The 23378-nt window shown below is 61.3% G+C and carries 17 protein-coding genes and 1 pseudogene; 17 read left to right on the top strand and 1 reads right to left on the bottom strand.

The features are described 5' to 3' along the window. Nucleotides 1–9: 9 nt before the first annotated feature. The gene (gene gspD / locus VB672_RS09005; protein ID WP_329783848.1) at nucleotides 10–1851 is read right to left on the bottom strand and encodes a type II secretion system secretin GspD; all 1842 of its coding nucleotides are present in this window, start codon (nucleotides 1849–1851) and stop codon (nucleotides 10–12) included. Between the two features lie 416 nt (nucleotides 1852–2267). Here gspD and VB672_RS09010 point away from each other — a divergent pair, with 416 nt between their 5' ends. The 17 genes and pseudogenes from VB672_RS09010 to VB672_RS09085 all read left to right on the top strand — a co-directional run bounded on the left by VB672_RS09010 (nucleotide 2268) and on the right by VB672_RS09085 (nucleotide 23364). Further along, nucleotides 2268–8342, top strand: coding sequence for an FG-GAP-like repeat-containing protein (locus VB672_RS09010; protein WP_329783849.1), 6075 nt, complete (start codon nucleotides 2268–2270; stop codon nucleotides 8340–8342). A 429-nt stretch (nucleotides 8343–8771) separates the two neighbouring features. Further along, entirely contained in the window at nucleotides 8772–9800 is a 1029-nt protein-coding gene (locus VB672_RS09015; protein ID WP_329783850.1) for an RHS repeat-associated core domain-containing protein, read from the top strand. A 216-nt stretch (nucleotides 9801–10016) separates the two neighbouring features. Next, a complete protein-coding gene (locus tag VB672_RS09020; RefSeq protein ID WP_329783851.1) occupies nucleotides 10017–10949 on the top strand; it encodes an RHS repeat-associated core domain-containing protein in 933 nt (310 codons plus the stop codon). Nucleotides 10950–11293: 344 nt separating this feature from the next. Continuing rightward, nucleotides 11294–11575 carry an RHS repeat-associated core domain-containing protein gene (locus VB672_RS09025; protein ID WP_329783852.1) on the top strand — a complete coding sequence of 94 codons (282 nt, stop codon included), beginning with the start codon at nucleotides 11294–11296 and terminating at the stop codon, nucleotides 11573–11575. 747 nt (nucleotides 11576–12322) lie between these two features. Continuing rightward, entirely contained in the window at nucleotides 12323–12658 is a 336-nt protein-coding gene (locus VB672_RS09030; RefSeq protein WP_329783853.1) for a hypothetical protein, read from the top strand. 35 nt (nucleotides 12659–12693) lie between these two features. Continuing rightward, a complete protein-coding gene (locus VB672_RS09035; protein WP_329783854.1) occupies nucleotides 12694–13074 on the top strand; it encodes an RHS repeat-associated core domain-containing protein in 381 nt (126 codons plus the stop codon). Between the two features lie 72 nt (nucleotides 13075–13146). Then, nucleotides 13147–16380 carry an Ig-like domain-containing protein gene (locus VB672_RS09040; protein ID WP_329783855.1) on the top strand — a complete coding sequence of 1078 codons (3234 nt, stop codon included), beginning with the start codon at nucleotides 13147–13149 and terminating at the stop codon, nucleotides 16378–16380. 7 nt (nucleotides 16381–16387) lie between these two features. Next, nucleotides 16388–16882, top strand: a complete 495-nt coding sequence (locus VB672_RS09045) for a prepilin peptidase (RefSeq protein ID WP_329783856.1) — start codon at nucleotides 16388–16390, stop codon at nucleotides 16880–16882. Next, nucleotides 16879–18588: a GspE/PulE family protein gene (locus VB672_RS09050; RefSeq protein WP_329783857.1), complete on the top strand. Its 1710-nt coding sequence runs from the start codon at nucleotides 16879–16881 to the stop codon at nucleotides 18586–18588. Before VB672_RS09045 ends, VB672_RS09050 begins: the two co-directional genes overlap by 4 nt. Continuing rightward, nucleotides 18588–19814: a type II secretion system F family protein gene (locus VB672_RS09055; RefSeq protein WP_329783858.1), complete on the top strand. Its 1227-nt coding sequence runs from the start codon at nucleotides 18588–18590 to the stop codon at nucleotides 19812–19814. The genes VB672_RS09050 and VB672_RS09055 overlap by 1 nt, the downstream gene beginning before the upstream one ends. Nucleotides 19815–19819: 5 nt before the next feature. Further along, nucleotides 19820–20296 carry a type II secretion system major pseudopilin GspG gene (gspG, locus tag VB672_RS09060; RefSeq protein WP_329783859.1) on the top strand — a complete coding sequence of 159 codons (477 nt, stop codon included), beginning with the start codon at nucleotides 19820–19822 and terminating at the stop codon, nucleotides 20294–20296. Further along, a pseudogene (locus VB672_RS22605) lies at nucleotides 20271–20357 on the top strand (prepilin-type N-terminal cleavage/methylation domain-containing protein); the annotation flags it as partial. The gene gspG and the pseudogene VB672_RS22605, both read left to right, overlap by 26 nt. Nucleotides 20358–20396: 39 nt before the next feature. Next, nucleotides 20397–20720, top strand: a complete 324-nt coding sequence (locus tag VB672_RS09065; RefSeq protein ID WP_329783860.1) for a hypothetical protein — start codon at nucleotides 20397–20399, stop codon at nucleotides 20718–20720. Beyond that, nucleotides 20707–21099 (top strand): type IV pilus modification PilV family protein, encoded by a 393-nt coding sequence (locus tag VB672_RS09070; protein WP_329783861.1) that lies wholly within the window; start codon nucleotides 20707–20709, stop codon nucleotides 21097–21099. Before VB672_RS09065 ends, VB672_RS09070 begins: the two co-directional genes overlap by 14 nt. Beyond that, nucleotides 21096–21764 (top strand): type II secretion system protein, encoded by a 669-nt coding sequence (locus VB672_RS09075; protein ID WP_329783862.1) that lies wholly within the window; start codon nucleotides 21096–21098, stop codon nucleotides 21762–21764. Before VB672_RS09070 ends, VB672_RS09075 begins: the two co-directional genes overlap by 4 nt. Then, nucleotides 21761–22813 carry a hypothetical protein gene (locus tag VB672_RS09080; protein ID WP_329783863.1) on the top strand — a complete coding sequence of 351 codons (1053 nt, stop codon included), beginning with the start codon at nucleotides 21761–21763 and terminating at the stop codon, nucleotides 22811–22813. Before VB672_RS09075 ends, VB672_RS09080 begins: the two co-directional genes overlap by 4 nt. Continuing rightward, nucleotides 22810–23364 (top strand): GspMb/PilO family protein, encoded by a 555-nt coding sequence (locus tag VB672_RS09085; protein WP_329783864.1) that lies wholly within the window; start codon nucleotides 22810–22812, stop codon nucleotides 23362–23364. The genes VB672_RS09080 and VB672_RS09085 overlap by 4 nt, the downstream gene beginning before the upstream one ends. The last annotated feature ends 14 nt before the right edge of the window (nucleotides 23365–23378 follow it).

Consider the following 23378-nt stretch of genomic DNA (forward strand, 5'->3'; position numbering starts at 1 on the left):
ACGAAGCCGTTACGGATTTTTGATCCGTGCGACTCCCGTCATGCCCGCCTTGATCTCTTCAGTGATACGCAGAAGATCGACGCGATTCGCGATCACGGTCGGCCTGATGATGACGAGAAGTTCCGTCCTGCGCTGATCGTTGACGGCGTTGCTGGTGAAAACCGCACCGAGGATCGGGATGTTCTTCAAGCCTGGAACGCCATCCTTGGCGACTTGCTTGTTCGACGAAATCAGGCCGCCGAGGACGATCTCCGCGCCGCTCTGGACGGCAACTGAGCTGTTGATCTTGCGCTGCCGGATCGTTGGCGAGTCGATGGCAGAAGTGGAGGTTGGCACGACGTCGCTGACTTCCTGAGAGATATCAAGCATGACGAGGCCGCTCGCATTCACGCGGGGCGTGACCGTAAGGATAATGCCCGTATCCTTGAGCTCGACCTCGTTGACAACAGGGGCATCAGGATTCGTGACGCTGCGGGCAGACCGTGTTGCGATCGGAACTTGGTCGCCGACTTTGAGGGTTGCGGTTTCGTTGTCGAGAACCGTGAGGGCCGGCGAGGAAATGATTTCGAGATTCGTGACCTTCTCGAGAGCGTTAACCACAAGCCGGCCTTGCGGAACGTTGAACACGTAGTTGAAGCCCGGCAAGTTTGCGCCGGCGTTCGGAGTGCCGTCATCCACCGATGCGCCATGGAGACCCTGCTGGAAATACCAGCGCACACCGTAACGAAGAGCGTCGTTCAGCCCGACCTCGGCGATGGTTGCCTCGATTAAGACCTGCGTCGGCAAGACGTCGAGTCGACGAATCGCGGACTCGATGAGCCTGTGGGCTTCGGGCTGCGCCATGACAACGAGCGAGTTTGTGGCGATGTCGGCGCGGACCTGAGCGCCTTGCAAGGGGCTGCCGGCTTCCGGGTTCACCCGATCAGGGTTCGATGTGAAAGCCGCCGGCTCAATCCTTCCGGTTCCATTCGCCGTAAGAGTTGCGCCTGCGTTGGCTCCTGCGGGGGGAGTTTCGCCGGGCAGAGCATCTTGCCCTGTAAGCATGCCGCCGAGAATTTTCGCGAGATCGGTTGCGCGGCGGTTTTGAATGGCGAAGACTCTCATCTGCCGGTTATCGCTTCCAGCCTGGTCAAGACGTTCGATCCACTCTTTGGCGCGATGAAGCGAGTCCGCTGATCTCGTCATGAGCAGGACCGCGTTCATCCGCTGGATCGGCAGCACGCGGAACGCGCCTTGGCTGTCCGTTCCGAACATCTGAGTGACTTCTGTTGCGACGGTTGCGGCGCTCGCATCTCTGAGCGGCACAAGGGCGAACGACATACCCAGCATCTGGTCGACATCGAGCGTGTCGAGAAGCTGGTTCATCGGATCGAGATCCGCCGGTGATCCGGACAGGATGAGATAGCGCCCTTCCGTACTGGCGACGATCTGAGTGCTTGCCGTGGCGAAGGGTTGCAGGGCCGCGCGCGCTTGGTCCGGCTTCAGGAACCGCATTGGAACAATGCGAATGTTCTCGCCAACCGCTCCTTGCTCCGCTCCATTGCCGCGGCTGCTGATGCGGAAGACGCCATCGGCCTTGGCCAGCGTTGCCCCATGGAGATGAAGAACATTGCGCACCAGGGACAAGGCCGCCTTTCTCGTCACCGGTTCGGTGGTGCGGATCGTCACTCGTCCGCTCAGAGAAGGATCGACGATGACACCTTCCTTCAGAACATCGTCGAAGACGACCCTAACGAAATCCTGCAGCTCTGTGTTTACGAAATTCAAACTGACTTTCGAGCCATTCTCGGTGATGAGGGCTGGCTCACTTCCAGTCCCCTTGGCTTCAGTCGCCTCGCGTCCGAGATCCACGTAATCGCTTCGCGGGTTGGATTCCCTCGCCACGATGGGCCCCTCGTTCGCCGGTTCCGGACGGCCTGACGTTAGGTAGCGGGCATTGGGACCCAAGAGACTGTACCGACCGTCTCTCTCAGACGTCGATGATTGTGCGACACATCCGGCCAACGCAATCGTCCCGGCAATGGCGACAACGCCGATTGCGCCCTTCATGGAAATTCCTCGACACAATTCATCTGACGTGAGGCCGCGCAGTCTTTCAGCGGCGGACTATATTCAACTCATCCATATGTGCTCCGAAGTTGCCATCCAGAGTTGTCAAAAGGCTGTGGATAAAAGATACATTATAGCATTATACGGTTCTGAACGCAGCTTGGCGGTGTCAGTCTAGGACTAAAGACCTTGGTCATAACAACCGAAGGTGGTCTCCTGTGCCTGCTGCTTGCCGCCCGATCCATATTGCCCTCCTGCTTTGGCTTGCCGGCTCGACGGGCCCTCTGCTCGTCGCTCCGGCCCTTGCGCAGGTCTCGAGGCAGAGCACTGCATCGGAGGATGTCGTCGTCCCGGACCAGGGCGAGGCGGCACAGCTCCCTGCCGAAGCACCGGATTTAGAGGGCCGGACGGGCCTAACGGTGCCGTTGAGCCCTTCGGGCGGGCTCATGCCGGAGGATACGGCTCCAGAACCTGCCGATGTGGAAGCGGCATCCCAGTCCGATCCGCCATCGGGCAACACTCCCTCGGCGGCTGCGAAACCTCCTGCCTTGACCACGAACGCCGACACGACGCCGGATCCTGCCAAGGGCGAGGTGGACGACAGGTCCGCGCTTCTGCCGGATGCGCCCTACAACGGGACTTACTCCACCTCTCTTCCGATCGCCGTTCCGGGTTTCCGGGGGCTTGAGCCGAAGCTGCGACTTTCCTACGATTCGGGCCGTGGCCTGCGGGCCGGCGGACCGCTCGCGGGGTTCCTGGGCACGGGCTGGTCCCTGGAAGGGATCTCCAGCATCGTCAGGGCCTCGCCGGGGCGCGGCACGCCGCGTTTCGATAACAGCGACATCTTCCTGCTCGACGGGGAGGAGATCGTGCGCTGCCCGAGCAAAAAGGCCCCGAGCTGCGCGAACGGCGGCACCCACGTGTCCAAGGTGGAGAGCTACCGACGCTTCGCCTATTCGGGCACCGCCAGACGCTGGAAGGTCACGGCTCGGGACGGAACCGTCTACGTGTATCACGCCTCGGGCGTGGTGAATCCGAACCTGTTAAGCGATTCAAAATCGGGCGATACCAAACTCAAGGACCAATACCTTTTCGTCCTCACCTCGGTGACGGATCGGCATAACAACGTGGTCAATTACAGCTATTCGTGCCCGTCCGGTGCCGTCTGCTATCCGACCAAGATCACGTACAACGGCACCGAAATCCATTTCTACCGGGAACGGCTGAAGACCCCCGCCATGCTGCTGGCCAACGGAGGCAAGAAGATCGGTCAGGTTGCGGCCCGGCTGAAGGCGATCGTGGTGAGCACGGGCGGCCAAAATGTGCGGGCCTACAGGCTTGTCCACACCCCTTCTCCGGCGACCGGCTCGGCCCGGCTTTCAAGCGTGCAGGAATTCGACAAAAACGTCGTCGTGGACAGCACCGGCACCGTCACCCAGGGAACGGCTTTGCCGGCCACGACCTTCGATTACTCGTCCGAAGCGCTCGGCTTCCAGGCCTCTAGCAAAACGATTGCAGCCGCCTATCAGCAACTGATCCTTGATCTCGATGGGAATCAACGCAGCGACTTGCTCGGCTATTCATGCCTACCGAAGGACAATACCTGTACGATCATCTATTCGAAAAATCCGGCACAGGGTACCTATACAACGACTTTGGTGCCTAACATTGCCTACAGAAAAAGAGTCGAGGAGCTGAACATCAATGGCGACCGTTGGCTGACGGGGGATTTCATCGGCAACGGCAGCCAGCAGGCGATGCGCATCGTCTCGTTGACGGTTAAGACCTGCGACGCGCACGGAGAATGCACCACGACCGAGACAACTGAGGCGGTTGTCTACGGCCTGAACGGCAGCGGGCAGCTTTTCGCGACAGGTTGGTTCCTCATCGAACGAAACGACTTGGCAAATCGGGCCATCGCAGGCGATTTCGACGGGGACGGACGCAGCGAGATCTTGTTTGACCAAGGCCTCGTATCCACGGACAGTCGTCGTTACATCTACGGCACATTCCCGACCTGCAACAGCATGTCCGGCTACCAGGTCCAGACCGGCGACTTCGACGGCGACGGGCGCACCGACCTTGTCTGCTACACCACTGTCGACTCGAAAACCTACGCGGCCATCCTGTTCTGGGACAAGGCCGGCAAAAGGTTCAAGGCGCAGGACTTGGTGCTCATCACCAACTCCGTTGAAACCACCACGGAATTCGTCGTCGGGGATTTCAATGGCGACGGCAAGAGCGACGTGACACTTCTGAACGAGGATCGGAAAACAGCCCGGGTGATGCTGTCCAACGGCAAGGTGCTGGTCCAGGGTCCTAAGGTACTCCTGTCGGCCGTTGCGCCCGGTGCCCGGGTGGGCGATTTCGACGGGGACGGACGCAGCGATATCTACATTCCCAAGGAGACCGGCAAGGTCGCCGGAACGATCCTGCGCTACAAGGGATCGACCTTGGTGAAGCTGGCCCTGCCGGACGTCAAGGATGCGTCTCCGAACCCGGTGTCTCTGCGCGCCGGCGATTTCAACGGCGATGGCAAGACCGATTTCTACACCAACAAGGTCTGGACCTCCACCGGCGGGCCGCAGGACCTGCTCACGAGCCACACCAATGTCTGGGGCGGCACCGCCACCATTGCCTACGAACCGTCCACCACCACGCCGAACGACCGCATGCCGTTCGTGCTGCAGCGGGTCAAATCCATCCAGCGCAACGATGGGCGCGGCAACAGCACAAAGACCAGCTTCGCCTATTCGGGCGGCCTGTACAGCCACAACCAGCGCCGCTTCTACGGCTTCAAGACCGTCACCATGAAGCTGCCGTGCAACGCGGGGGAATCCCAGTGCCCGGTGCGCGAGTATGTATTCCGCCAGGACGTCGCCTCTGCCGGCCGGATCGAAAAGCTCACCGTCAAGGCCGGCACGACGACCTTGCGGGAGGTGGACGAGGGGTGGACCATCCACACCGAAAGCGTTCCCTACTGGGCCCGCAACACCGCCACCACGACCACCGATACGCTGGCGGGCGGCAATCGCACCCGCAAGGTCGAGCGGACCTTCGACACTTACGGCAACATGACCAAGCTCATCGAGCGCGGCCGCACCGATCGGACCGGCGACGAGCGCACGACCGTCTGGAAATACAACCCGAATCTCACCGCCTATATCGTGAACAAGCCCGCCTGGGAGACGGTCTATGAGGGCGCCGAGGCGGTTACGGGCCGCGAGATCGCCCGCACCGTCTACTTCTACGACTACAAGACCAGCGAGATCCTGGCGCCTTTGGTGGGCGACGTGACCTTGACCCGCCGCTGGCTCAAGGAGCAGGGGACCTATGTGGACCGCGCCGCCACCTACGATAGCTGGGGCAACCGGGTCACGGTTACGGACGAGGTCAACCGAAAGACGGTGACCGAATACGATTCCGTCCACCACATCTTCCCGACCTCCGTGAGGGTCGAGGTGCCGAACGAGAGCATCACGGTCAAGACCGCCGAGTGGGACGCCCGTTGCGGAAAACCCACCTCGACCAAGGATCTCACCGGCCAGGCGACCACTTACGTCTACGACGAGTTCTGCCGCCCCACATCCGTCACCAAGCCGGGAGGCGAGTTCACCCGGTGGGCCTATCACGACTTCGGCAACCCGGGCGCCCAGCGTATCGACACCGTGACGCCCCTCGGCGGCGGCACCCTGGCCAGCACTGCCTACCGGGACGGCTACGGCCGGGTGTGGAGCACCCTGCGCAGCGCTCCCAACGGCCCCATCCGGGTCGACGTGGACTACAACGCCCGCGGCATGCCGGAGAGCCGCAGCTTGCCCTATCATGTGGGCGATCCGCGCCACCTGACCCGCTTCGCCTATGACGGCCTCGACCGGGGCGTGAGGATGACCAGGCCGGATCAGACCGTGGTGACGAGCGCCTACAGGGCCAGCCCCACGGCTTTCGACCTCACCGAGACAAGGGACGAGCTCGGCCGTGTCTCGCGCCTGCACCGGGACGCCTACGGCCGCACGGTCCAGGTGGACCGGCCCTATGAGGGCGGCGCCTTCCTGACCACCACCATGACCTACGACCGGCTCGGGCGGATGACCGGCGTGCGCGATCCGCGCGGCAGCACCTGGTCCTACACCTATGACAGCCTGGGGCGCCGCACCGGCGAGACGGATCCCGACCGGGGCACGTGGGCTTACGTCTACAATCCGGCCGGGGAGCTGGTGGAGCAGAAGGATGCCCGCAACGAGCGGACGACCTTCGTCTACGACCTCCTCGGCCGCCTGACGACCCGGACCGTGCGGGCGGGCCTGGAGCGGCCGGACGTGACCGAGAGCCGCTACGGAGACGCGGGCAGCGGGCCCGACGGCGGGCGCCTAGTGAGCCTGTCGAACGCTCACGCCACGATCCGCTACGCCTATGACGGCAGCGGCCGCAAGGTGCGGGACACCTACGAGATCAAGCGCCCCGACGGCGGGGTGGAGACGCATGTGCTGCGGACCGCCTACGAGCCGGGCGGGCGAGTGACCGGGCGGGACTGGGAGCTGCAGGAGGGGCAGCAGACGGTCGGCGGCAAGCTCGAGGGCTGGAGCTACGATGCCGCCGGGCGCCTGTTCGCGATCCCGGGCCATATCGCGTCGATCACCTACGATGCGGGCGACCGGCCCCTGGCCACCGTCTATGCCAAGAACGGCGGCACCGCGCGCCGCACCTACCATCCCCAGCGCGGCTGGCTGACCAGCCTGACCGGGCCGGGGCTCGACCTGACCTACAACCGCGATGCGGCCGGGCGCATCACGTCGATCCAAAGCCCGAACGCGGCGGAGAACTCCATCTTCGAATACAACCCGGCCGACTGGCTGACCTCGTCCACGCTCGGCGGCAATCGCCAGGGCTTTGCCTACGACATGGCCGGCAACCTGGTGGCCAAGACCGGCCCGGCCTCCATGGCGGCGACATTCCCCTCGGCGGGCTCGGCGCGTCCGCATGCGCCGGCCACGGTGAACGGCCAGAGGCAGGACTACGACAACAACGGCAACCTGCTCTGGGACGGCCGGCGCAGCTTCACCTGGGACGGGCTCAACCGGCCGGAGCGGATCGTCACCGCCACCTCGACGGTGACGTTCGTCTACGGGCCGGACGGGGCCCGGCTGACAAAGACCGTGCGCGACGACCCGACCGACCCGGTGGGCCGCACCACGCTCTATCTCGGGCCCGGCATCGAGCGCTCGCCGGGCCCGGCCTCGGTGGCGGTGTGGAGCGTGTACCCGCATCCCGACATCCGGCTGCAGGCGGGCGTGGGCGGGCAGGCCGCCGTGGTGCAGCGCGATCATCTCGGCAGCCTGCGGCGGCTGACCCGTCCGGACGATGCGGCGCCGCTCGCCGCGGTGGTGCACCGGGCCTATGGCGAGAAGGTGCTGCTGTCGGACGAGGCGTCGCAGAAGCGGCTCGACACGCACGGCTACATCGGCGAGCGCGAGGATGCGGAGACCGGCCTGGTCTACCTCAACGCACGCTACTACGACCCGGCTCTGGGCCGCTTCCTGTCGCCCGACAGCCTGGATCCGACGCTGCCCGGCGTGGGCACGAACCGGTACGCGTATTCAGCGAATAATCCTGTGAACCGTCGGGATCCGACAGGGCAGGCGGATGCTGGTGAAACGCAGATCGACGCTAAAACGGGTAAGGAGTTGGAACGCGACGAGAAGGCGGAAGGTGCAACTGCCGGACCAGAAGGGGAAAGAAGCGGTCGTGAAGATACGGACTCAGGTGAAGTTGTTGCCGGACAGGATTTGGCGAATAGTTCTACCGCTAAGGAACTAGGGATCAGCAAGGATAAAGAGGATTATCACGAGTACACCGTCAAAAAGGACTTATGGGATCCTCAGCAAGGGAAGCCATCTACTGTATCGCGGCTCGCGGCGTTCGAAGACTTGCGAAATGGCAAGTTTGCACCCGGCCTAAGCCCGAATATTCGTGTTGAGACAGGTCTAGTTTCTATCCCTTCTCTTTTCGGAATCAGCCTCGGGCCCGTTATGAGCGTCGTCGATAAGAAAAATTTCTCAGTTACAAATATTACGCTTGGGGACCATCATCTCGCGCCTGGGATAGTCAGCAGGCAAGTCGTCATTGATGGAGGAATCACATCGATCAGGACAGTTGGAATTGGAAATGGAATCGCTGGAACAGCAAACAATTTAATGGCACCTTCAACATGGAATGCTCTTGATGATCAAATACAGAGCTCAATATACGGAGGAACTGTTTGGGATTACAATGCACAAAGGGGCAAATGGTGAAATACATTAATTTTACTTTTGTCGTAGTAATGATTGTCAAATTTATAAGTATAAATACTTTGGTTGTTAACCCATTTGTTGCGCTATGGATTACGTTTGTATTCATGATTCCGCAGATCGTATCGACTGTATTATGGATTGCATCCAGTATCATTGTTGCAGCTCTTATACATATCCTGATAGCGATTCCACTATGGCGCATTTTAATACTCGGTGGATTTGAATCTTACATTCAAGGGCATTATCAGCTGGTGAAAGATTCTTCTATTACACTGCATGGTTGGGTTTTCCTATGTATATTGGCTTTTGCTGATCTAGTGTTAATATTTTTTGTGTACAATGTAATCAGGCTTTTTTCTTCAAAAAAAACTTGAGTAATGTCACTGTATACTAGTTTGTATTGCCTAGAACTACAGTATCTAGCGAGAGTTGCTGAATGCATTTGACGGGCAGGACGCCGTGGTGCAGCGCGATCATCTCGACAGCCTGCGGCGGCTGACCCGGCCGGACGACGCGGCCCCGCTCGCCGCGGTGGTGCACCGGGCTTTTGGCGAGAAGGCGGCGGTCACCGGCGCGGGGGCGCTCGACACGCACGGCTACATCGGTGAGCGCGAGGATGCGGAGACCGGCCTGGTCTACCTGAACGCGCGCTACTACGACCCGGCGGCAGGCCGCTTCCTGTCGCCCGACAGCCTCGACCCGACCCGGCCGGGGGTGGGGACGAACCGGTATGCGTACGCGCTGAACGATCCGGTCAATCTCAAGGATCCGAGCGGCTATGCGATCGATGGGCCCGACGACAAGGCTTGGGGGGATTCCTGGAGTGGGACAAGTAGTGGAAGTTCGTCCGTTGGTTCGGGGACCTCAACGGGGACAGCCAGCTCAGGCACCAACTCGGCACAAACGTCCGGAGGAGGCTCGGCAAATGGGATGGCAGAGTCTCTAAAAGATTATGTCAGAACAAGTTTTAGTAGCTTAAGTCGGGCCCCGACAGACATCGGAGTTGTCATCGGAGACTTTGTAAACAACCCCTTTGGCACTCTAGCGAGCTTGGGCCCTAGCTTTGCCTTCCCTGGGCCGGGAATCGTCGGTCACGGCGCAACTCTCGGGGCCGAGCTACGCGGATTGGGGAGAGCTGCCCAGGCCGCCGACAAATCCGCTTCCGATGTTGTGACTTCTACTGCGCAACCGCAGACTTCTGCTACTCCTCGCACAGATTGGTCATTCGGCAGTAATCATACGGCACAGCAATGGTCGAATAGAATGGACGCGCGCGGATGGACCACAGATAAAATCGATGATGCCATTCGCAGCGGAAAGCAGTATGAGGCTCCTAACAATATAAACCCGGCAAATGGAGCAACACGATTTGAAAATCCGAATACCGGACAATCTGTCGTCATTGATAACGTCACGAGAGAGGTAATCCATGTCGGTGGGCCAGGGTTTAAGTACTGAAAATAGGACAATCTACATTCGCCTTCTGGGTGAGGGTACAGAGGTCTGGCGTCCCGTGAACGCTAAACAAGTGGCAAAAGATCTTTACTGTATCAGCGAAGAGTACATGCCCCCTGAAGAGGATTGGGAATATCGCCCAGGTACAATAGTCCTCGTCAGACCACATGTAGGACAGAACGGCGAGTTTCTTGCTGCGGTAAGTGCTTTTCTTTCTGATTGATCAGTCTATTCGGTTCCGTGCGGCGGCTGACCCGTCCGGACGATGCGGCGGCGCTCGCCTCGGTGGTGCACCGGGCCTATGGCGAGAAGGTGGTGGTTACGGGCGCGGGGGCGCTCGACACGCACGGCTATATCGGCGAGCGCGAGGATGCGGAGACCGGGCTGGTCTACCTCAACGCGCGCTACTACGACCCGGCGCTGGGCCGCTTCCTGTCGCCCGACAGCCTGGATCCGACGCTGCCCGGGGTGGGGACGAACCGGTATGCGTATGCGCTGAACAACCCCATCAACGTGGCCGATCCGGGCGGCCAACAGGGCAGCGACCGCAGTGATCCGGGACCGGGTTACGCGGGCGAGAGCGTCCATGACGCGCTGCGGGATTACGAGGCCGCAGTTGAAAGGGGAGATATCAGCCTAGGTGACAGCGGAAATTCATCCGGGAGCCCTCTCGGGGATAAATTTGCAAATGTGAACACTGCTTACGCCTGCGGACCATGTGCTGTCATAGGCGCTGGTGCGATAGCGATCGGCGGCTACATCGCAGGCAAGAACATTGAGAAACAGTACAATGAGAAGAATCGACAGGGTCCCGACCTATCTTCCGGCCCGCTCCTGAATGAGCAGTCACAGGGCAAACCGAGCAAAAACCCGAACGGCACTAATATTCCTGGCGATGCGTGGAATCCAGAAGGCGCTAAGGCACCTGGCAAACCTGGTGCTGCGGAAGGATTTAAGGATCCCAAGGATGGTCCAACCTGGGGAGACCCATCAAACAGCGGTCGGCCGGGATGGGTTGACAGTGATGGAAGTACATGGAGCCCGACCGGACAGGGTTCGCTCGCTCATGGCGGCCCACACTGGGACGTCAAAGATGCTAACGGAAACGGCGTAGGTAACGTCTACCCTGGTGGTCACACTAGACCATACTAAGAGGAATAAAGATGTCGGAGCGGCGAAACATACAGATCATTGACGATATGCCAAACTGTGCATACGACATATTTAGCTGTACTAAAGAAGATTTCGAGCGATTATTTCCTGATGGCATAAATATTCAATTTATAGAAGATCTTGATGAACTTGACGGCGTAGATCGAATATTTCACGATTTGTGGAACAATCCAGTCCGGAAGCCAGAAGTTACGGGTATACATGGAACTCTGTTTTATGGCCTAGAGCATGTAAAGAAGAAATTCTATCCAAGAAAACGTGAGTCAGATCTCGATCATAAAGGTCGAGGATGGGCACACGGAGATCGGCGCTAGTTAGCCCTGGTGCAGCGCGATCATCTCGGCAGCCTGCGGCGGCTGACCCGTCCGGACGACGCGGCCCCGCTCGCCTCGGTGGTGCACCGGGCCTATGGCGAGAAGGTGGTGGCCGCCGGCGCGGGGGCGCTCGACACGCACGGCTATATCGGCGAGCGCGAGGACGCGGAGACCGGGCTGGTCTACCTGAACGCGCGCTATTACGACCCGGCTCTGGGCCGCTTCCTGTCGCCGACAGCCTCGACCCGACCCGGCCGGGGGTGGGGACGAACCGGTATGCGTACGCGCTGAACGATCCGGTCAATCTCAAGGATCCGAGCGGCTATGCGATCGATGGGCCCGACGACAAGGCTTGGGGGGATTCCTGGAGTGGGACAAGTAGTGGAAGTTCGTCCGTTGGTTCGGGGACCTCAACGGGGACAGCCAGCTCAGGCACCAACTCGGCACAAACGTCCGGAGGAGGCTCGGCAAATGGGATGGCAGAGTCTCTAAAAGATTATGTCAGAACAAGTTTTAGTAGCTTAAGTCGGGCCCCGACAGACATCGGAGTTGTCATCGGAGACTTTGTAAACAACCCCTTTGGCACTCTAGCGAGCTTGGGCCCTAGCTTTGCCTTCCCTGGGCCGGGAATCGTCGGTCACGGCGCAACTCTCGGGGCCGAGCTACGCGGATTGGGGAGAGCTGCCCAGGCCGCCGACAAATCCGCTTCCGATGATGTCGCACCTGTATCGAATCTTCCTAATGGGCGTCCGTCGCTACCAAATAACCCCTCGGAATTAACAAAGGCCGGATATATCGAAACAACACACCCGCAAGCGGGTCAACATGGTGTTCGAACATTCGAAAACCCAAAAACAGGTGATAGGATTGATTTGCACGAAGGCAAACCAAATCAACCCGGATGGGGAGGCAAAGATCATTATCACCAGCTGAATCCAGAACGGACAGGGAAGCTAGACCATTATTTAGACAGCTGTGGGGCGAGTTGCCCTAAGGGGAGCGATCCGTCTCATCTGCTCCCTGGCCAGTGAGGTATCCATGGACAAGTTTGATCGACTAGATTTCCATGACTCGGAAATTGATAGCATCTCATTTGATGCTGCTGGTTTTTTGCTTAGAATTGTTGAAGTTCAAGATCTAAAAACTAAAAATCTCGTTGATGTCGGAATTAAATTCCATCAACCATACAAATTATACAATAATGATCGTGAAGTTGATCAAATTGAATTAGTCAGTAGTATGAACAATATAATTAGTATTTCGCGTGAAATAAGTAAATTTAAGATATTCATTCAGTGGGATATGGGTAAATCATATGAATATTCAGATATTGCAATAGAATGCGATAATATTGAACTCCTTATTGATGCTTAAATAAGGTTGAATCTGTCTATCAACAACGATCTCGGTTGTGTGAACCAACACCGGCGATGGATCGCCTGCATGATGTGGTGCAGCGCGATCATCTGGGCTCGGTGCGGCGCCTGACCAAGCCGTCCGACGCGGCGGCGCTCGCCTCGGTGGTGCACCGGGCCTATGGCGAGAAGGTGGTGGTGTCGGACAAGCCGTCGGAGAAGCTGCTCGACACGCACGGCTACATCGGCGAGCGGGAGGATGCGGAGACCGGTCTGGTCTACCTCAACGCGCGCTATTACGACCCGGCTCTCGGCCGCTTCCTGTCGCCCGACAGCCTGGATCCGACACGGCCGGGGGTGGGGACGAACCGGTACGCGTATGCGCTGAACAACCCCATCAATGTGGCCGATCCGGGCGGCACTACTTCTTGTTGAAAACTCGACATCTAAAATGACGTTACAACGTATCGGTGTTTAGACTGCCCGGTCTCAGATCGGAGTCTGCTCATGAGCCCTGTGTCGAACCCGCCTGCGGTCGCATTCCAGACCATCGTGACCATAGACGAACTCGATGGCGACAGTTTCGATTATGTGGAGCAAGCCGAGGCCACTCTGATCGACCAGGAAACACCGGTTTCCGTCACGGCCAATCCATCGAGCTTCATGGGCCTGGTGCTGACGGTATCGATCGACGTCATGTCGGCGAGCCAGATTCTTTCGGTGAAGCATGAAGGCAATGGACCCGACCAGATCGGCTTCGAGAACGGAACCGTCACCTTCTCGGGCTTGACGATCGGGGAGGTGACCGGCGGGGAAGGGGAGCCGCTGACGATCGTTCTCGCGACGAACAATGCCGACGCGGTCACGGCCCTTCTCCGAAACCTCACCTATGAAGACACGGGCGATGCCCCGGCGGCATCGTCCGAAATCACGATCGCCTTCTCGAATGACGACGAGGGCGTGCTGGCGAGCGCCGTCGTGACGGTGAATGCCTTTCCGGTGGACGACGCGCCGGTGGCCGAGAACGACGGGCTAGCCCTTGGCGTCGACGAGAGCGTCACGGGGTCTCTTGCCAGCAACGACTTCGATCCGGACGATCCCGACAACGGACCCCTGAACGTCGTCAGCCTGACGGATGCCGCCGGCACCGATCACCTGGTCCCGGATACCGGAACCATCGAGATCGCAGGCATCTACGGCACCCTGACGATCGACACGACCGGAGCATTCACCTACACGGCCGACAATGCGGGCTCCGTGGCTCCCGGCGATACGGTCACGGACGTGTTCACCTACACGATCGCGGACGGGGACGGGAGCGAGGCGACCGCGGAGGTCAGCTTTTCGGTGACGGCTCCTCCCTTGTTCCGGTTCGCAAATCTCGACGGCGATGCCCTGACCTATACGGAGGGATCCGCGCCGCTTCTGCTCGACGCGGCGGCGGACGCTCTCGTGGAGGGCGCCCTGCCCACCCTCGACGGCATCGTCCTGATCGTTGCGGCGGACGATGGATCGGGGTCCGAGGTCTTCTCCGTCCTCGGCGAGGGCAGCGGGCCAGGTCAGATCGACGTGCTGGATACCGGCATCGTCCGGTACGAAGGGGCGGAGATCGGGATGTTGTCCGCCGACCCGGGCGGCGCTCTCAGCGTCACCTTCTCGGCCGGCGCGACGAACACCGCGATCGCCGCTCTGGCCCGACGCATCGCCTATGCGGACACGAGCCCTTCGCCGTCCGACAAGGTCGTGAGCTTCACGCTCCTGGGCGGGGCGACGCTTCTGTCCGTATCCCACGTTTCCGTGAAGGCGGAGCCCGAGTCGGACGACCCGGTCGCGAAGGGCGATATCGGGACCGTGACGGCAGGAGGGTCTCTGACGGACAATGTGATCGAGAACGATACCGATCCGGACGATGACGAGGCTGTGTTGACCGTCACGGGCGTCAATGCCGGCGCGGACGACGCCCACCCACAGGTTCCGGCCGGCACCTCCGTGCAGGGGACGTTCGGAACCCTGACCCTGAACGCGGACGGCAGCTACGTGTATCTGGCCAACAATACCGCGGCCATTCCGTCGGGGGGTGCCGGGCAGGATATCTTCACCTACAGCATCACGAGTTCGGCCGGCGGAGAGGCCACGGCTCAACTGGCCATCACGGTCGAGAATCCCGTGCAGGATCCCCTGTTCACGTTCTCCGACTTCGACGGCGATGCGCGCGACTACAAGGAGCAGTCAGGCGCCGTCGTCATCGATCAGGATGTCTCTGCCCTCGGGGGGCAACTCGGATGGGACGGCATCGCGATCCATGTCGATCTTGGCGGAGCCGGTGCGGGGGAAAGCATCGGGTTGCGGCATCAGGGCATGGGTGCGGGTCAGATCGGCCTGGCTGGCTCCGACGTGCGATATTCCGGCATCACCGTCGGCAGCATCACGCAGCTGTCGCCAGGATCCTTCAAGATCCTCCTGAACGGCACGGCCAGCGACGAGATCGTCTCGGCGATCCTGCGCAACGTCCAATACGCCAATCCTCACGAGATCCTCCAGTCGTCCGCACGGACTCTGACGGTCACGGCCCGGCTGAACGAGGAGGCCTTCGGCGCGGACACCACGACGTTCCAGATTGCGCCGGTCGACGATCCGCTGCTCGCGGCGGACGACCCATTCCCGGTTGTCGAGGAGGCAGCCGTCACCGGCAACGTCTTCACCAACGACGTGGACCCTGACCGGCCGCCCCCGCTGGGGAAGGAGCTGGTGATCCGCGGTGCGAGCGTCGGTACGGTGGTGCCGAATTCTCAGACCTTGAAGGGTCCGCTGGTTCTCGTGGGAACCTACGGCACGCTCACGATCAATCCGGACGGGAGCTTCACGTACAATGCCAATCTCTCCAACGACCTGATCGCCGGCGAGACCGGACGCGACGTTTTCACGTATCTGGTCAGGAACGAGACCGGCGACGAGGCTGCGGCGCGCCTCGTCTTCACCGTCAACGGATCGGATGAATCCCTGACCGGCGGGGTCTCTGCGGACGTTCTTGCAGGCGGTCGCGGCGCAGACCGGATCGATGGTCTTGGCGGCGACGATCGTCTGACGGGCGGGGATGGGGCCGACCTTCTGACCGGCGGCGCAGGGAACGATACGCTGGATGGTGGAACAGGCGCGGACCGCTTGGAGGGCGGTGCGGGCAACGACACCTACATGGTCGACCATGAGCAGGACATCGTTGTGGAATCGCAAAAGGGAAAGGACACGATCGTCACGACGGTCGGCTTCACTCTTTCGAAGAATCTTTCGATCGAGCTGCTTCAAGGGAGCGGCCCTGCCACCAGCTCTCTGCAACTCGTCGGAAACGAACTCGGCCAGTCCGTTTTCGGGAGCCTGGGAGCCGATTTCCTCAATGGAAAGGGCGGCGCAGATATCCTCAAGGGCGATCAAGGACGCGATGCCTTCGTTTTCGACAGCCGCGGCGGCGGAGCGGACACGATCCTCGACTTCAAACCCAAGGAAGACAAAATTCACCTGGCCGGAAAGGTTTTCGGCCTGCGCAAGGGAAAGCTGAAGGCCGATGCCTTCGTGAAGTTCAAAGGTAGCCCGGAGGCCCAGGAAAGCGACGACCGCATTCTGTACGATCGGTCCAAGGGCTACCTGTACGCCGATGTGGACGGCAGCAACGGCAAGCAGCCTGTTCTCGTCGCAATCCTCAAGAACAAGCCTGCTCTGAGCGCCAAAGACTTCTTCATCCTCTGAGGATCGCGTGGCCAGCAGCGACATCATCCTTTGGGTAGCGGCCGCCTATCTCGGCTCCGTCTCGCTCGCCATTTCGGTCGTCGATGCACGTTGGCTGATCATCCCGAACGCATTGAACGCCGCCAATGCCGGCGGAGGTCTCGCATTCGCGGCGCTGGACGGATCCACGTCGCTCTCGGCGAGCCTCATCGGCAGCGTTCTCGGCTTCGCGATGCTGCTGATCTTTCGCGCTTCGTACAGAAGCATCAGAGGGCGCGACGGACTGGGATTGGGAGACGTGAAGTTCATGGCAGGCGCTGGCCTTTGGGTCGGCTGGCACGGGCTTGCGCCGATCCTGTTCGTGTCGTCCTTGTCGGCACTGCTGTTTTTAGGACTTTGCCGTGTCTTCAGCGGACGTTTCGATCCGCAGCACGAACTTCCGTTCGGCCCCTTTCTCTGCATCGGAACGTCCACGGTCTGGGCCGTTCAGGTCGCCGGCGTGGCGCCATGGATTTATCCATGACGGATTCAGCCGATCATGCACTCGTCGAATCGGACGAGGCTCTCGTCAAGCGAGTTCTGAAGCTTCTGATCGAACGTGGAGCTCTGACATCCCAGGCTTTGGAGCGCGGTCGTCATGTTGCTGCCGAAAGCGGCGAGCGTCAGGATCAGGTGCTGAACAAACTTGGCCTGGTGTCGGACACCGCACTCGCTGAGGCCTGGTCGTCGGTATCGGGCCTCAGGATCGTGTCCATCGACGAATATCCGAAGGAGGCGCTCTTCACCGATACGCTGTCAGGAATCTTCCTGTCCCATGCGATGGCGATCCCCATCGACGCAGGTGAAGCAACCGTCAGTCTCGCTGTCGTCGACCCGTTGGACAGATTCAGTCCCGCAGCCATCGAGGAAAAGACGGGCCTTCGAGTGGTTCGACACCTGGCGCGACCGGGAGACTTTGCAGCCGCATTCGCCCGCCTGTACCAGACGGGGCGCGACGAACCGGAGCCCGAGGATCATGCCGACATAGGTTCGGGCCTTTATCTCGATGTGGAGAAGCTTCGTGACCTTGCCAGCGACGCGCCCGTGATCAGGACGGTTCACCGTCTGATCGATCAGGCGATCGAGCGCAAGGCCTCCGATCTTCACATTTCCGGAACCCGAACAGGGGTCCGAATCCGCTACCGCATCGATGGCCTCTTGCACGATGCCGAGGCGCCCCCGCCCCAATTTCATGCCGCGATCATTTCACGGCTGAAGATCATGGCAGGCCTCGACATCGCCGAAAGACGGCTGCCGCAGGACGGGCGCATCCGCGTGCCGTGGCGAGGGCGCGAAATCGACTTGCGCGTTTCGACCATGCCGCATCTGAACGGGGAAAGCGCGGTGCTGCGTGTCCTCGACCGGTCCAACGTCGTGCTGAAGTTCGAGGCCCTCGGCCTGTCGCCGCCGATCATCGCGGCGATCGGTCAGGTTCTTTCTCAAACCCATGGGCTTCTGTTGGTGACCGGTCCGACCGGATCCGGCAAGACCACGACGCTCTATACGGCGCTCGAGGCGATCACGTCGCCGGAATTGAACGTCGTGACGGTGGAGGACCCAATCGAATATCAGCTCGACGGGGTCAATCAGATCCAGGTCAACAAGAAGATCGGGCTCGATTTCGCAAGTGCGCTACGGGCCGTTCTTCGGCAGGATCCCGACATCATCATGGTTGGTGAAATTCGCGATGCGGAAACCGCCGCAGTCGCGAACCAAGCGGCGTTGACCGGGCATCTGGTGCTCGCGACCCTTCATACCAACAATGCGGTGGCAGCCCTGCCGCGACTCGTCGACATGGGAATAGAGCCTTATCTTCTCGCATCCACGGTCCGCGCGTCCATGGCGCAGCGCCTGGCGCGCCGTCTGTGCCAAAGCTGCCGCGAGCCCCATCCGATAGAGCCCTTCTTCCAGGATCTCTGGGGCGCACGCCTGAAGAGCGGGGTCGGCTTTCGGTCCCCGGGGTGCTCGGCGTGCGGCGGATCGGGCTTTGCCGGCCGCGTGGCCGTGGCCGAGTTCGTTCCGATGACGGATTCCTTCCGATCGCATCTTCTGCGTCGCGCCGACGAGGCAACCCTGTCCCGGAGCGCACAAGCAGAGGGCTTCGAAACCATGCTGGACGATGGACTGGCGAAGGTCGCGGAAGGGCTCATCGACATCCATGAGCTTGTCCGGGTTCTCGGGGGAACATGATGGAACGCTTCCATTATTTCGCCGCTACCGCAGCCAACGCAACGCACGACGGCACCATCGAAGCGGAAAGCATGCAGGATGCACTCGGCATGCTGCGGAGCCGTGGTCTCGTCGTCATCCGAATTGGCAAGCCGTCCCGGCTCTCTGCGCTCTGGGCCATGCTCAACCGGGACGTGGTCCTGAGGTCACCCTTGAGATTCCAGGAACTGGCACGTCTTTCCCAGGAATGGGGAGGGCTCGTCGAAGCAGGCATTCCGATCGAGGAGAGCCTCGCTCTGCTGGGCCGCGCTAGCGCCCCGTCGACACGTCGGATTCTCCTGGCCGTCCGGGATGATGTGAAGGCCGGCATGCCGCTTCATGAGGCTCTGGGTCGCTTCCCGGGCTCGTTCCCGCCGGTCTACCGAGCGCTAGTTCAAGCCGGTGAGGCGGCCGGCAATCTCGGTTCCGCCATTCGCCGGCTCGGCGACGATCTGATGGCTCGGCGTGCATTGAAGGACGATATCCGGAATGCGCTTTTATATCCTCTGTTCCTGCTCGTGACTGCGAGCGCGGGGATCCTGGTCCTGATGCTGGTTGTCGTTCCCAACCTCGAGACCCTGCTCGGGGAGGGGGGCGAAGAGCGGCTTTCCACGGTGACACGGATCGTGCTCGAAGCAAGTCGGATCCTGCGGAACCACGGTGTTGCGCTCCTGGGCGCGACTGCGGTTCTGGCGGTATCCGCCGCGCTCTTCCTTCTCTCGCCAAAGGGTCACGTTCGTCTTGACGCCGTCATCCTGAGGATGCCCGTTTTCGGACCGCTGGCGAGGGACATCGAAACCGGACGTTTCGCCCGGACACTCGGCGCTCTTCTGAGGGGCGGCGTGACCCTGTCGGTCGCGATGTTGATCGTCCTTCGAGCGGTTGCCAACCGGCACATGCGGACGGCTCTCGAGGAGGCTCATCGTTCCATCGTGTCGGGTGCGGCCATTGGCGACGCCATCGCGGCGAGCCGCATCTTCCGAGAGGATGCCATCGGCCTCATCCGCGTCGGTGAGAGAACGGGCGATCTTGCTGCTGCTCTCGAGCGGACGGCCGCCCTGCATGAGGCGCGCGCGACGCGGCAGCTCAAGGCGTTGGGGGCCATGCTGACGCCCCTGATGACCATAGGGTTCGGCGCTATAGCCGGCGTGATCATTTACGCCATGCTGTCCACCATACTCGGCATCAACGAACTGGCGGGTCGATGACGATCATGAGGTCCCATACCATCCTCGTTTCCCTTCGTGCCGGCCGCTTGTGGAACCGGTTCCGCCATGGCCGGGACGGGATGACGCTCCTCGAGATCTTGGTCGTGATGGTGATCCTCGGGCTGATGGCGACGCTCGGGTCGTTCCAGCTCATGGGATATCTCGACCGGGCGAAGGCGGACACGGCGCGTCTCCAGATTCAGGAACTGATGACGGCGCTCGACCTGTTCCGCATCGATGTCGGCCGCCCTCCGTCCACGAGCGAGGGCTTGCAGGCGTTGCTCACGGCACCTCAAGGTGCCGACAACTGGCGCGGTCCGTACCTGCGGAGCAAGAGCATCCTGACGGATCCGTGGCGCCGGCCATACCGGTACAAATCCCCTGGCGAACACGGTGAGTACGACCTCGTCAGCTTCGGCGCGGACGGGGCCTTCGGCGGCGAGAAGGAGAACCGGGATGTGGCGAGCTGGTCGGACAACTGAATCGGGCTTTACGCTGCTCGAAGTGCTGATCGTATTGACCGTCCTCTCGCTTGCCGGGACGGCAACCGTGCTCGGGGTAGGGAATGCGCGTGATCGGATCATGTTTGTACGGGCTGGCGCCTGGCTCGACAGCACGCTGTCGAGCCTGCGTGGACAGGCACGGCGCGAGGGCCGCATGACCTGGGTCGATTTCGATTTGGCTGCGCGGCGCTACCGTCTGCCTGAGGGCCAGTGGCTTGGCTTGCCGTCCGGAGTCACGTGGGAGATGACGCCTGAACCTGATCCATCCGCCGATATCAGGACGGTCGCTTTCCTGCCAGACGGCACCGCGTCGGGGGCAGCGCTCACCATACGGGCCGGCGGCTATGCCTCCGTCCATCGGGTTGACTGGCTCACGGGATCGATCCGCCATGCACACCACTGACAGGAACCACGCCGGCTTCACCTTGCTCGAAGCGCTCGTCGCCCTCACGATCCTGACGGGAACGACGGCCTCGCTCATGATGCTGATCGCCACGAACGGACGCGCGCAAGCCGAGGCCGATGCAGATGTCTCGGCCGCGCTGCATGCGCGGACGCTCCTGGCTCGGATCGGGCGAGATCTCCCGCTTGCGGAAGGCAGGCAATCCGGCGCGCTCGACAACGGCGACATGTGGTCCGTTCTGATCACGCCCTTCGCGATCGAGCGCGGAGCTGCGTCCGTTGCACATCCGGGCCTGTTCCAGGTCGTCATCCGTCTCGAGCGGCGTGCGTCGGGAGCGTTGCCCGTCGAGGTCGTTTCGCTGAAGAGGGCGCCGCGATGAACGTCCGGCATCGGGCCGCCGGTCACGCCGGGTTCGCCCTCGTCGACCTTCTGGTCGCCATTGCCGTCGCCGGACTTGCCGGATCCATCCTGGTGGGGCTTGTGGCCTTCGTCGAGCGCAATCGCGCCGAGACGTCCCGGCGAGGGAGCATGCACGCCGAGGCCTTGATCCTGGAGCGGGTGCTGCGCCTTCTTGTGGATGGCGCTCCTCCGCTGGTCCCAGGAGCGTCTCCCCATTCGGCGGTTTCAGGTGATGAGAACGAGGTGACCGTGGTCTCGAACGGGCTGCCGGTCATGGGTCTATCGCAAGCCTCGGCTTTTCGGGTGCGCGCTGAACCTGGAAACGGGACCGACGTGGTTCTTCGGTGGGCCGAAGAGACAGGACAGCCGCAACGGGCTGTCCTCGCCCAGGGCATCTCGGAGCTGGCCCTGGCTTATCTTCCGCTCGGTGCCGGTCCCGCGAAAGGCAGAGCGTCCGGCAATGAGGCCTGGCGGCCACGGTGGGATTCGCAGGATGGGCCTTTGAGAGCCCTGCGGCTCACCGTTCGGTTTGGGCCGGCCTATCCCGCATGGGTGTTCGTGATCCCGATCGAGGCCGATCTTCCCGCGGCCTGCCTGCGCAACCCACGGCTGGGCGGCTGCGCTCTCGAGAGTTCCAGAGGATGAGCGCACTCTCATGGGTGAGGCGTATCGGCCTTCGATCCCTGCTTCTGAGGCAGGGATATATCTGGACCGCCGCCGTTGGACCTGTGCTGGCGCATATCATGCGCCGGGAGGGAAGCCCCATCGTCGTTCGTCCCATACCGGGAGGGTTTACGGCCAGCCTCCGGTCGTTGCGTTCGAAGGGAGAGTTGCAAGCCCGGTGGCAGGAGGAGGATCGCCGCTGGAGACCTGAATCCTCCTCTCATCGGCTCCTCCATGCAGCCCGTCACCGGTCGGTCGACCTGGAACTGCCGCCGGATTTCACTCTGACGCAAAGGGTCAAGCTTCCCGAGGCGGCACTCACGAACCTGTCGGAGGCGATCGCTTACGGACTGCCGACCTGGAGCCCTTTCGAGATCGACGAGGTGTATGTCAAGGGGAGCGTGGACGAGGTTCAGGCAGGGCAAGCCAGAATTCGTCTTAGCTACGCGCTGAGAACGAAGGTCGATCCACTGCTCGTCCGCCTCGAGGACGCGGGGCTTCCGGCCGATCGACTTGTCCTTGACGCGATGTCAGGGCATTCCGTGACGCTTGCGACTCCCAAATTGACTCGTCTGCGCAGGGCCCGTCGTATCGATGGGGCTCTGGCGATCATGGCCGTCTCTCTTGCCCTTCTTCTCGGCTCGCTTCGCGTGATGGTCCTGGCCCAAAGGCTTGAGGAAGCCGAAACCCTCCTGCGCACGGAGATTGCGCAATTTCGTCAAGAGGAAGCCTTGCGGGCGACCTATGCCGCTTTCGTCGCGCGCCGGGCCGCCGTGTCGGAAAGACGGACCAAGGAGGTCGGCGCCTATGAGCTTCTCTTGGCGCTGGCCGAGCACCTGCCAGACGAAGCCCTGGTCAAGACATTGGAAATCGGGAGCGGGCGAGGGCGGATTGATCTCTCGGGGAGCAGTCCGGATGCGGCGATAAAAGCGCTTCGTCGAATTCCGATCCTTCAGAACCTGAAGATCGAGCCATCGCGCGAGCCGGGTTCCGTCACGGCCGGGTTCGAAATTTCGAGGAAGGGCCAATGAAGCACTCTCGGCCGATCCTTATCGTCCTCGCGGCAATCGTGCTGGCGTGCATCGGGCTTGTCCTGGCAAAGGCCGGATCGGACCGGCATGCGATCCTGGCGTCCACATACACGCGTTTGAACGAGCTTCGAGCCCAGCGCCTCGACCCGCGCGACATGGACGCGATGAAGCGCGCGCTCGCGGCGGCGCCAGACCCGCAGACAGGTCTTCTGATCGCGAGCGATGCCGAAGCGGCCTCGCGTCTCGAAGGATTGATCCGCGCGATCGCCCAGGACCACAACGCGGACATACAATCGATTTCTCTTATGGTGCAGCCGGTGAACGACAAGCTGCCTGCCGTTCGCGGCAAGCTGCACCTGACCGTCAGCGACGGGACTATCGGATCATTCCTCAAAGCGCTGGAAACGGGTCCTCCGGCCATCTTCTTCGATCTGCTCAGAATCACCCATAGCTCTCAAACTGCGGACGATGGCGAAACGGACCTGCTCGACCTGACCGCTTCGGTCGTCGTTCACCTGGATGCCCCGGCACCTGGGAGGCCTGTACCGTGAGGCTGTGGAGGATC

This window comes from Microvirga sp. CF3016, from assembly GCF_036314085.1.
Lineage (GTDB): Bacteria > Pseudomonadota > Alphaproteobacteria > Rhizobiales > Beijerinckiaceae > Microvirga.

Bases quoted from the DNA above. Each gene is read 5' to 3' on its own strand.
- VB672_RS09055 (WP_329783858.1), top strand. From the start codon at position 18,588: ATGGAACGCTTCCATTATTTCGCCGCTACCGCAGCCAACGCAACGCAC.
- VB672_RS09085 (WP_329783864.1), top strand. From the start codon at position 22,810: ATGAAGCACTCTCGGCCGATCCTTATCGTCCTCGCGGCAATCGTGCTG.
- VB672_RS09070 (WP_329783861.1), top strand. From the start codon at position 20,707: ATGCACACCACTGACAGGAACCACGCCGGCTTCACCTTGCTCGAAGCG.
- VB672_RS09050 (WP_329783857.1), top strand. From the start codon at position 16,879: ATGACGGATTCAGCCGATCATGCACTCGTCGAATCGGACGAGGCTCTC.
- VB672_RS09065 (WP_329783860.1), top strand. From the start codon at position 20,397: ATGTTTGTACGGGCTGGCGCCTGGCTCGACAGCACGCTGTCGAGCCTG.
- VB672_RS09075 (WP_329783862.1), top strand. From the start codon at position 21,096: ATGAACGTCCGGCATCGGGCCGCCGGTCACGCCGGGTTCGCCCTCGTC.
- VB672_RS09080 (WP_329783863.1), top strand. From the start codon at position 21,761: ATGAGCGCACTCTCATGGGTGAGGCGTATCGGCCTTCGATCCCTGCTT.
- VB672_RS09030 (WP_329783853.1), top strand. From the start codon at position 12,323: ATGGACAAGTTTGATCGACTAGATTTCCATGACTCGGAAATTGATAGC.
- gspG (WP_329783859.1), top strand. From the start codon at position 19,820: ATGAGGTCCCATACCATCCTCGTTTCCCTTCGTGCCGGCCGCTTGTGG.
- VB672_RS09040 (WP_329783855.1), top strand. From the start codon at position 13,147: ATGAGCCCTGTGTCGAACCCGCCTGCGGTCGCATTCCAGACCATCGTG.